We start from the raw sequence: 10,141 nt of genomic DNA on the forward strand, positions 1-10,141 counted from the left end.
GTTGGGTAAAAGTTATACTACTTGAACTGTAGCTCAAGACGGAATATGGCAACCCGTACCGAAAGATATTTGAAACGGTATGCAGTTTAGGATATATGGCAGATAAGTCGCTATATATCAGTAATTTCTAGATTGGTCAAATGCAGTATGCATTAAAGAGTGAACGCAGTACCCGAAAATAAGTTATGCTAAGTTCATATATGTCTAAAAGGGGATTACCTAAGCCAAAATGCCGAAAGGCTATGTGTAATGTTTCATTACGATAAATCTCAAAGGGGTAACTCTAAGAGAGATGACACTGAATATTTGGTATGGTAACGGAGCTTTCATAGTAGTCAGAGAACAGGAAAGCTGTTTACAAGGCGAAGGAAAGCAGTTTGTCATTCAAGTAAATAAAATGAATAGGAGCGTGAGGCTTTATGAGAAGTTCATCGGTAATACTTGAAAATTTAATCTCACATTGTAATAAAGAAGATTACAAGTACAAAAGGTTGTATAGAATTTTATTCAATGAAAATCTATACCTAACAGCTTATCAAAACATTTATGCTAAAGAGGGCAATATGACCCCAGGCACAGATGGAGAAAGCATTGACGGTTTTAAGCTCGAAAAAATAAAAGAGGTAATTGGAAAACTACAAGATTGCTCTTATCAGCCTAACCCTGCTAAAAGGGTGTATATTCCTAAAAAGAACGGAAAGAAAAGACCTTTGGGTATTCAAAGCTTTATGGATAAACTCTTGCAAGAGGTTATTCGTATGATTTTAGAGTGTATTTATGAGGAAACTTTTTTAGATTGTTCACACGGATTTAGACCTAATAGAAGTTGTCACACAGCATTAAGACAAGCCAAAACTGTTTTTACAGGAGTAAAATGGTTTGTTGAGGGAGATATTGAGGGTTTCTTTGATAATATTGACCATAAGACTTTAGTGGATATTCTAAGAAGAAAAATTGATGATGAGAGATTTATAAATCTTATTCAGAAATTTCTAAAGGCAGGATATTTAGAAGATTGGGTGTATCATTCTACTTATAGTGGAACACCACAAGGCGGTATTATCAGTCCAATACTATCAAATATCTATCTAAATGAATTGGATAGATATGTAACAGAATTTAAAGAGAAATTTGATTGTGGTGATAGGAGAAAAAGAAACACAGCATATCGAACAGCTTCAAAAAGGTTATGTACAGCAAGAAATAAGCTTAAAGCTAATTGGGATAACTTAACTGATGAGCAAAGAAAAGAACAACAACTTCAGATTAAGAAGTTAGAACAGGAGCTTTTAACCCATTCCCCAACCATATCGCAAGATGAAAGTTACAAAAGACTAGTATATGTGCGTTATGCAGATGATTTTCTAATTGGAATTATAGGTAGCAAAGAAGATGCAAAGTTCATCAAATTTACGTTAACGGAGTTTTTAAATCAAAAGCTAAAATTAAGGTTATCGCAAGAAAAAACGCTCATTACCCACAGTGAAACCAAAGTTAAATTTTTAGGCTATGAAATTAAGGTGAAAAGAGATAATTCCACAAAAAGAATCAATGGCTCTTTGCATAGAGGACACAACTTGATACCTGAATTATATATGCCGAAAAGTGCGTGGGAGAAAAGATTGTTTGATGAAAACATTGCGTTTATTGACAGGAAAACAGGACAGTGGAAGGCAAAAGCAAGGGCGGAACTGATTTTTAATGATGATTTAGAAATAATGATGACCTACAACACTCGAATTAGGGGATTATACCAATATTATCAAATGGCAGTAAATGTCTGTCAGTTGGATAAGTATAAATATTTTTCTGAATACAGTATGTACAAAACATTTGGGAAGAAATACAAACTTTCAATCGGTAAGGTAAAAAACAAATTCTGTGTGAAAGGTAAGTTTTGCGTACGATATCAAACTAAAAATGGAGAAAAACTTGTATTTTTCTATGATGAGGGATTTAAAAGAAATTTGAAATCCACTTTAAATAGTATCGATTTAAAAGCAAAAGTAGAAATATACAGTGGACGAACCAGCCTGATTGATAGACTGAAAAGCCAAAAATGTGAGTGGTGTGGCAAAGAGAACACACCTATAAATATTCACCATATACGCAAATTAAAAGACCTAAAAGGCAAGACAGGTTGGGAAAAACAAATGATAAGCAGAAACCGAAAAACAATGGCATTATGTGAAGAATGTCATAAAAAGTTGCATAGTGGAAGATTAGATTGACAAATGGAGAGCCGTATACAGCGAGGAGTTGTACGTACGGTTCGGAGGGGAGCATTTGAAAACCTACCATAGAAATATGGCAAGGCGTTGGGTGCTTACCCTACAGTGTAGCTGGCAAAAGGGCAGGACTTGCAGGTGAGCGTTCAGGACTAAGATAAGGATTACAAAAGAAATGAGGTGTAAAGATGGAAGAGAAGGAAAAGCAAATCACCTTATACGACCTAGATACTTCGTTTGGGAAAATGTTCCTGGAACATTCTCAAGTGCAGAAGGGGAGGACTTCAGGGCGGTTCTTGAAGAAACCGCAAGAATTGCAGACGACACCATATCTATACCTAGACCTGCGGGAGGGTTATGGAAACCTGCTGGGTGCATATTGGGATATGAATTCACCATTGCTTGGAGAGTTCTCGATGCTCAATACTGGGGTGTCCCCCAAAGACGCAAAAGAATCTTTCTTGTGGCAGATTTTGGAGGACACACCGCACCAAAAATATTATTTGAGCAAGACAGCCTGTTTGGGAATACTTAGAAGAGCAAAATTAAGAGGCAAAGAACTACCAAAACAATTAAAAACAGCTTTGGAAATTCAAGCAGGGATTAAGGTAATAGGGCAAGATTTTAATGAGGACATGCCTACTGAATACAAGGCATACCATATTAATCAACGTAATGAAGGAATTGATTTAAATGGAATATCAGGAGCATTGATGGCAACACAAAATATGCAGATGCAGACATTTGTCACAGAATCCATGTTATGTCTAAATGATCAAGGTGGTAATCGAATGGATATAACAGGAAATATTACCTCTACACTACGTGCTAGTATGGGTAGAAATTTACCTATAATAATAAAAAGTCAGCAAGAGCAAGGTGATTCTAAAATATGTAAAGAGGTTTGCCCTGATATAAAATTAGCAGGAATAGGTGTGAAAAATCAGCCTTCTTTATTCGATAATCATGCAAAAGACTGTAGGTATAATGGTCCTTTAAAAGTAGCACCAACCATAGCAGCTACCTATGGAACAGGCGGAAACAATGTACCTTTAGTGTCAAACCCTATTGTCCCAGGAAGCTATTGTATTGCTGGGAATACCATAGACAGACAAGATCATAATGGCGGAAATGGGTGTGGATTTCAAGAAGACATTAGCTATACTCTTACTACAAGTGACATCCATGCAGTCTGCTATCCACCTAAAACTTATCAAGATACAGTAGGTGCATTATGTGTAGGTGATGAAAAAGGTAATGGAAATCAATATGTCAGTCAAGATAAATGTATTGTAGATTATGAAAAGATGATATTTGGACAATCGGAGTTTGCTAATTATAAAGAAGGTTGTGCAACCCTTAGGGCGGAAGGAGGAGATAATGGAGGTGGAAGTGAAAATCTAGTAGCAACTAAAAATTTAGTTCGTAGACTTACTCCTTTAGAATGTGAAAGACTTCAAGGTTTTCCAGATGAATGGACTAAAATAGATAAACCATCAGATAGTGGAAGGTATAAAGCTCTTGGTAATAGTGTGGCAATCCCTTGTGTAGATTTTATTATGCGAGGGATTGCTTATTTTTTAAGAAAGGCTAAAGAGGAAGGAGATGACTAAAAAATGTATATGTACCCTGATAATTTAAAGGCTAAAGCAACACTATGGCTATGGGAACTAAAAGATATCGGAGTCATTGGAGTAGGACTTCTTATTTCTGTATTTTCCTTAGCACAGCTAGGATTTATGCCGCCAATTGTAATAACGGCAGTCTATGCTTTTTTAACAATACAATTTGAAGACACGAGTATACTAAATTTTATTCAATATGCCTGTGCCTTCTTTCTTTTAAAACAGCAGATTTTTGAATGGAGGTTATAAGTTGAGTAGAAAGCAGAAACAAAAAGAAAAACAGTCTACAAGAGAACTTATTGGTATTGATGAAATCACAGATTATAGCATAAAAACACCATATGGTGAGCTAGTATATTTTATAATTCATCCAACCAATATCTCAGTATTATCAGATGAAAGTGTAAGTGCTAGGATATATTCACTGATGACGGTATTAAAAGGAATAGCTGAAATTGAAATGCTTTGTCTTAACTCAAAGGAGAACTTTGAGGATAACAAGCAATATTTAAAAAGAAGGATGGAAATGGAACAAAATCCTGTTATAAGAAATTTATTAAAGCAAGATAGCATCAATCTTGATAGAATGCAGGTACAGATGGCAACTGCTAGGGAATTTTTAATTATAATAAGACTTAAGGATGAAAAGGAATCAAATGTATTCCCTTATCTTTCAAGAATAGAAAAGAGTTTAAAAGACCAAGGTTTTGCAACTAGAAGAGCAGATAATCAAGATATTAAAAGACTCCTTGGGGTGTATTATGAACAAAATGTAACCACAGAAAAGTATGAAGATTATGATGGGGAAAGGTGGATTGTGTTTGGAGATATTTAAAAATAATACCTTTGTTTGGAAATATATAGTAAGGTAATGATATAATTATAAATAAGTATATTTCTAAAGGGGAGAAATAATTTGAAAATAGAAAATAACTTTTTAGATAATAAAGACGAAGAATATATTAGTAGGAAATTAATAACTGATAATAATTTTAAGGAAATATCTCAATTGGATAAAGAGCTATTAGATAAGAAAGGATTTTATTGTATCAGATTAAAAGAAAAATCAAAATTACCAGCCAAATATCAGGTAATATTAGAGTCTAGAAAATATAGAATTATATATATTGGAAAAGCAGAAAAGACAATAAAACAAAGATTGGAACAAGAATTAGAGCATAAGTCACCAGGCACATTTTTTAGAAGTATAGGCTGTGTTCTAGGTTATTTACCAATGAAAGGACACTTAATTGGGAAAGTGAATCAAAATAACTTTAAGTTTTCCAAAAGTGATACAAAGGAAATTGCTAATTGGTTAAGAGAAAACATTGAAGTTAGTATTGTAGCATATGAAGGTAATTTTAATTTAATAGAAGGCAAGCTTATTGAGAAATATACTCCATTATTAAACATTGATAAAAATCCTTTGAAACTTGAAGAACTTATTAGTGATAGAAAAAGATGTAAAGATATAGCAAGAGGAATGGAAGTTTGTGATTAAAAGATAATTTAAATAGATAAAAATATTAGAATCTATTGAGGATGATTTATTTGGAATGAATGGGATAGGAGGATAGGTTATGAGAAGAGAATTTGAAATTAATGGATGTATAGAAGTCCCAATGGAATTATCAGAAGATGAGTTTTGGGATAAATTTATTGATTTTGTTGAAGCTAATAATTGGTATTTTGGGGGTGGAATAAGGGAAATTATTGATGGTTTCTATATTAATGAAGATGGTACAAAAGGTGAACATTGTCTAGATGAGGACCTAAGAATACTTATTTTAAAAAATCAAAAAGACAAAGCCATAGAATTATATATGGATTTAATAAGTAATAATTTAAAGGAGGCTGAAAATTATATTGATAATCTAAGTAAAAATATATAGGAACTTAGATTTTGAATTTATGAATGATTATTTATATTAGAAGGAGTATATAAATATAACAATCTCTTGACAAGTTTACTTGTCCCAAATAAACTTGTCAAGAGATGAATAAAATGGATAAAAAGAAATCTTAATAAGGCTAAATTGGATTTAGTTAGTCAGGTAAATATTTTGCAAATAAAGTCTATGTTTGTAAGATTAACAAAATGGGAAGATATAAATGATTTTAAATTAAATGAAGATAAAAGTAAACTTGAAAGCATTAAATTAAAAATTAGAATTATATTCCTAGATCAGTATTATCATTCAAAAGATATTGATAAAATTAATGAATATATAAAAATAAGGATAAAAGAGTATTAGGGAATAGAACAATCTAATAAAAGCATTTAATTAATAGAGTAAACTCTTGATAGATTTCGACTTAAATTAGGGTGGTTTTCAGAGAGGTGACAGTAGATGATGAATAATAGAACCTATATCTCAATTGATTTAAAATCATTCTATGCTTCTGTTGAATGTATAGAACGAGGATTAGATCCATTGACTACAAATTTGGTAGTTGCAGATAATAGTCGTACAGAAAGAACCATATGTCTTGCTGTCTCTCCATCTCTTAAATCCTATGGAATTAAAGGTAGACCAAGACTATTTGAAGTCGTACAGAAGGTTAGGGAAATAAATGCATTAAGACTAAACAAAGTACCAGGGCGAACCTTTTCTGGTGCTTCATGTAATTATAATGAATTAAAATCCTCGTCAAATATATCAGTAGATTATATAATTGCTCCACCTAGAATGGCATATTATATAGAGTATAGCACAGAAATTTATAATATATATTTGAAATATATTGCACCAGAGGATATTCATGTATACTCCATAGATGAGGTATTTATTGATATCACCAATTATCTAAGTACCTATAATTTGTCAGCTAGGGAACTTACTACTAAAATACTTTTGGATGTTCTTAATACTACTGGGATAACGGCAACGGCAGGAATTGGTACAAATCTATATCTTGCCAAGATTGCCATGGATATTTTAGCAAAGCATATTCCAATAGATAAATATGGAGTGCAGATAGCTGAACTAGACGAAATGAGTTATCGTAGATTATTGTGGTCCCATAGACCGATTACAGATTTTTGGAGAGTTGGCAAAGGATATGCTAAAAGATTAGAAAAACAAGGATTATATACCATGGGAGATATTGCAAGGTGTTCTATAGGTAAACCTATTGATTACCATAATGAAGATTTACTGTATAAGTTATTTGGTGTTAATGCAGAGTTACTAATAGATCATGCTTGGGGATGGGAGTCATGTACCATAGATGATATTAAAGATTATAAACCAAGTACAAAAAGCATTGGTTCTGGACAAGTACTGCAATCTGCCTATACTTATGTAAAAGCAAAGTTAATTGTATGGGAAATGACTGATTTACTAGTACTTGATCTAGTAGATAAAAGACTTGTAACAAATCAGATTGTTTTAACAGTAGGATATGATAGAGAAAGCCTATTAAATCCAAAGATAAAGAAATTATATAAAGGAGAAATTACTAAGGATGATTATGGTCGAGCCATACCAAAATCAGCCCATGGCACCACAAATCTTAACAAATATACCTCCTCTACAAAACTAATAATAGATGCAGTGATGGAATTATTTGAACGTATAGTAGACAAAAATCTTTTAATTAGGAGAGTAAATATCTCAGCAAATAATGTAGTAGATAAAGAAAGTATTGAAAAAGAAGATAATATTGAACAACTTAATCTATTTACAGACTATAAGGAAGTACAAAAGGAAAAAGAGGAAGAAGAAGCTGAACTTTTAAAGGAAAGGAAAATACAAGAAACAATATTAGATATAAAGAAAAAATACGGTAAAAATGCAGTTTTAAAAGGAGTAAATCTAGAAGAAGGAGCTACAACTCTAAATAGAAATAAACAAATAGGAGGTCACAAAGCATGATAGATAAATATGATGATATAATAAATCTACCAAGACATGTCTCAAAGAGAAGACCGCCTATGCCAATAGAAGATCGTGCTGCCCAATTTTCTCCCTTTGCTGCATTGACAGGTCATGATGCAGCAGTAAAAGAAACAGCAAGAATCACAGAAAAAAGGGTTGAACTAGATCAATATATGAAGGAAGAACTAAATCACAAGCTACAAATACTAATAGAAAAAATTAAAGAGAACCCTAAGATAAAAATAACCTATTTTGAGCCAGACGAAAAGAAAGATGGTGGTGATTATGTTACTGCTACTGGCACATTTAAAAAGATAGATGAATATGAAAAAATTATCTTTATGACAGATGATATAGAAGTCTCTATTGATGAAATTATTAGGATTGAAGGAGAAATATTTAAAACTATGGTGCTACCTTAGTTTGATTACTCTATTATGAGAAAGGATTGAAATAGAATGATTATTTTAATTGGAGGTTCTTCTCATACTGGGAAGACAAGACTTGCACAAAAACTATTAGAAAAATATAAATATCCATATTTATCTATAGATCATCTAAAAATGGGACTTATTCGAAGTGGAAATACTAAATTAACCCCAGAAGATGATAATGAACTTATAGATTACCTTTGGCCTATTGTTAGGGAAATTATAAAAACAACAGTTGAGAATCATCAAAATCTTATAATTGAAGGTGTATATATTCCTTTTGATTGGGAAAAAGATTTTAATTATGAGTATCTAAAGCACATTCAATATTATTGTCTAGTTATGACAAAGGAATATATCGAAAGTCATTTTTCAGATATCAAAAAATATGCAAATGTCATTGAAAAACGCCTTGATGACTCATTTTGTACAGTAGAGATGATGATTAAGGAAAACACCAGAAATCTGCAAATGTGTCAAAAACATAAGTGTAAATATATTTTAATAGATAAAGACTATGAGGTCGATATCAAAGTATAAAATTTTTAGTATACAGAAAACCTTATTTTGTGTCCATAGTTATATACTAACATCAAACCTTGTACTAATGTGTAGGGTTTTTTAAATGAAATAGAAAGGTAATAAAGTATAAGTTTATTTGATAAAGTGCATATGGTACAATAGGTATAACTAGAAAACTGTGAAGGCTAAATATGTGTATATAAGGGAGTGAACTCATGGAGCATCTTGAAAAATTGGATTTATATCAAAATACCATTAATGAATTAAGACCATTTGAGGGCGAAATGCTAAAGCAGATAAAAGACTTTTATCGGGTTGGATTAACATGGACATCCAATGCATTAGAGGGTAATTCATTAACTGAAAGTGAAACTAAGGTTTTAATAGAAGACGGATTAACAGTTGGAGGAAGACCTCTTAGGGATATGTTTGAAGCAGTAGATCATGCAAAAGCATATGATTATATGTTTACTTTGCTTGAGAATAAAGAAATTACAGAAAAAAATATTATTTATCTTCATAAATTATTTTATCAAAATATTGATGAAGAATATGCAGGAAGGTATCGTGACATTCCTGTATTTATCTCAGGATCTAACTATCCAGTTACTAAAGTAGAAAATATTCAAAGTGAAATAGAGGATTTATGTAAATGGATAAAGACAGAGAGAAGTAAGTATGATCCACTGGAATTTGCAGCTATTCTCCATAAAAAGTTTGTATTCATCCATCCTTTTAAAGATGGCAACGGTAGGGTCGCTAGACTATTAATGAATACAGCATTAATACAAGATGGATATCTGCCAGCATTAATTCCCCCAATCTTACGAAGTGAATATATTTCATTACTTGAAAAGGCACATGAAGATGATGGCCCATTTATTAACTTTATTATAGAAAGAGAGCTAGAATCGCAAAAGGATTTTTTACGTCTTCTTCATATACCACTGCCTAAGCTAGAGCAAGATAATGGTGAAATGAAGATGGAATAATAAAGTATCCTTGAATTAATATGAACTAGGAGAGGTTATATAAGACGTAGATAAATAGGAATTTGTGAAGGAGAATACATGGTGACAAAAATGAATGATAATAAATGTGAATTAATACAAAACTTAGATAAGTTGCATACAACCGAGTTGGGAGTTGGACGAATTAAAAAGAATCTTTCTTTAGATGTGGATGATGTAGTGAATTGGTGTAGCGGCAAAATACTAAGTTCCAATGCTATTATAGTTAGAAGGGGTAAGAACTGGTACATAGACATAGATGATTGTGAAATAACAGTTAATGCATATAGTTATACCATTATTACCGCTCATAAGATAAATAAATGGCTCTGTAAACTAAATATGAAAAAATAGTACAATATCTTCATAGAATTGCTCTAAGTTTCTTTGGATTGCTCTAAATTTCGCTTTGCATATGATAAAGCTTCGTCTATGAAATCATCA

General features: G+C 32.0%; 13 protein-coding genes. All 13 read left to right on the forward strand.

From position 1 onward, the window contains the following. The first annotated feature begins 419 nt into the window (after positions 1–419). The 13 genes from KQI42_RS17160 to KQI42_RS17220 all read left to right on the forward strand — a co-directional run bounded on the left by KQI42_RS17160 (position 420) and on the right by KQI42_RS17220 (position 10,051). On the forward strand, positions 420–2,231 hold the full coding sequence (locus KQI42_RS17160) for a reverse transcriptase/maturase family protein (protein ID WP_216521550.1): 1,812 nt from the start codon (positions 420–422) through the stop codon (positions 2,229–2,231). A 172-nt stretch (positions 2,232–2,403) separates the two neighbouring features. Next, positions 2,404–2,763 carry a DNA cytosine methyltransferase gene (locus KQI42_RS17165; RefSeq protein ID WP_216521551.1) on the forward strand — a complete coding sequence of 120 codons (360 nt, stop codon included), beginning with the start codon at positions 2,404–2,406 and terminating at the stop codon, positions 2,761–2,763. Then, entirely contained in the window at positions 2,750–3,841 is a 1,092-nt protein-coding gene (locus tag KQI42_RS17170; RefSeq protein WP_216521552.1) for a DNA cytosine methyltransferase, read from the forward strand. The genes KQI42_RS17165 and KQI42_RS17170 overlap by 14 nt, the downstream gene beginning before the upstream one ends. Positions 3,842–3,844: 3 nt before the next feature. After that, positions 3,845–4,102, forward strand: coding sequence for a hypothetical protein (locus KQI42_RS17175; protein ID WP_072974331.1), 258 nt, complete (start codon positions 3,845–3,847; stop codon positions 4,100–4,102). A gap of 1 nt (position 4,103) precedes the next feature. Further along, entirely contained in the window at positions 4,104–4,688 is a 585-nt protein-coding gene (locus tag KQI42_RS17180) for a hypothetical protein (RefSeq protein ID WP_216521553.1), read from the forward strand. A gap of 81 nt (positions 4,689–4,769) precedes the next feature. After that, positions 4,770–5,354, forward strand: a complete 585-nt coding sequence (locus KQI42_RS17185; protein ID WP_216521555.1) for a GIY-YIG nuclease family protein — start codon at positions 4,770–4,772, stop codon at positions 5,352–5,354. Between the two features lie 79 nt (positions 5,355–5,433). Next, positions 5,434–5,745: a YggL 50S ribosome-binding family protein gene (locus tag KQI42_RS17190; protein WP_072974325.1), complete on the forward strand. Its 312-nt coding sequence runs from the start codon at positions 5,434–5,436 to the stop codon at positions 5,743–5,745. A gap of 186 nt (positions 5,746–5,931) precedes the next feature. After that, positions 5,932–6,108 carry a hypothetical protein gene (locus tag KQI42_RS17195; protein ID WP_216521557.1) on the forward strand — a complete coding sequence of 59 codons (177 nt, stop codon included), beginning with the start codon at positions 5,932–5,934 and terminating at the stop codon, positions 6,106–6,108. A gap of 96 nt (positions 6,109–6,204) precedes the next feature. Further along, entirely contained in the window at positions 6,205–7,731 is a 1,527-nt protein-coding gene (locus KQI42_RS17200; protein ID WP_246566713.1) for a Y-family DNA polymerase, read from the forward strand. Beyond that, positions 7,728–8,156 carry a YolD-like family protein gene (locus KQI42_RS17205; protein ID WP_216521558.1) on the forward strand — a complete coding sequence of 143 codons (429 nt, stop codon included), beginning with the start codon at positions 7,728–7,730 and terminating at the stop codon, positions 8,154–8,156. Before KQI42_RS17200 ends, KQI42_RS17205 begins: the two co-directional genes overlap by 4 nt. A 36-nt stretch (positions 8,157–8,192) precedes the next feature. Further along, on the forward strand, positions 8,193–8,705 hold the full coding sequence (locus KQI42_RS17210) for an adenylate kinase (protein ID WP_072974319.1): 513 nt from the start codon (positions 8,193–8,195) through the stop codon (positions 8,703–8,705). Between the two features lie 197 nt (positions 8,706–8,902). After that, positions 8,903–9,679 carry a Fic family protein gene (locus tag KQI42_RS17215; protein WP_216521559.1) on the forward strand — a complete coding sequence of 259 codons (777 nt, stop codon included), beginning with the start codon at positions 8,903–8,905 and terminating at the stop codon, positions 9,677–9,679. A 90-nt stretch (positions 9,680–9,769) separates the two neighbouring features. Beyond that, complete coding sequence (locus KQI42_RS17220; protein WP_216521570.1) at positions 9,770–10,051, forward strand: DUF3781 domain-containing protein; 282 nt, start codon at positions 9,770–9,772, stop codon at positions 10,049–10,051. The last annotated feature ends 90 nt before the right edge of the window (positions 10,052–10,141 follow it).

The organism is Tissierella simiarum, from assembly GCF_018917865.1.
In the GTDB taxonomy this organism is placed as follows: domain Bacteria; phylum Bacillota; class Clostridia; order Tissierellales; family Tissierellaceae; genus Tissierella_C; species Tissierella_C simiarum.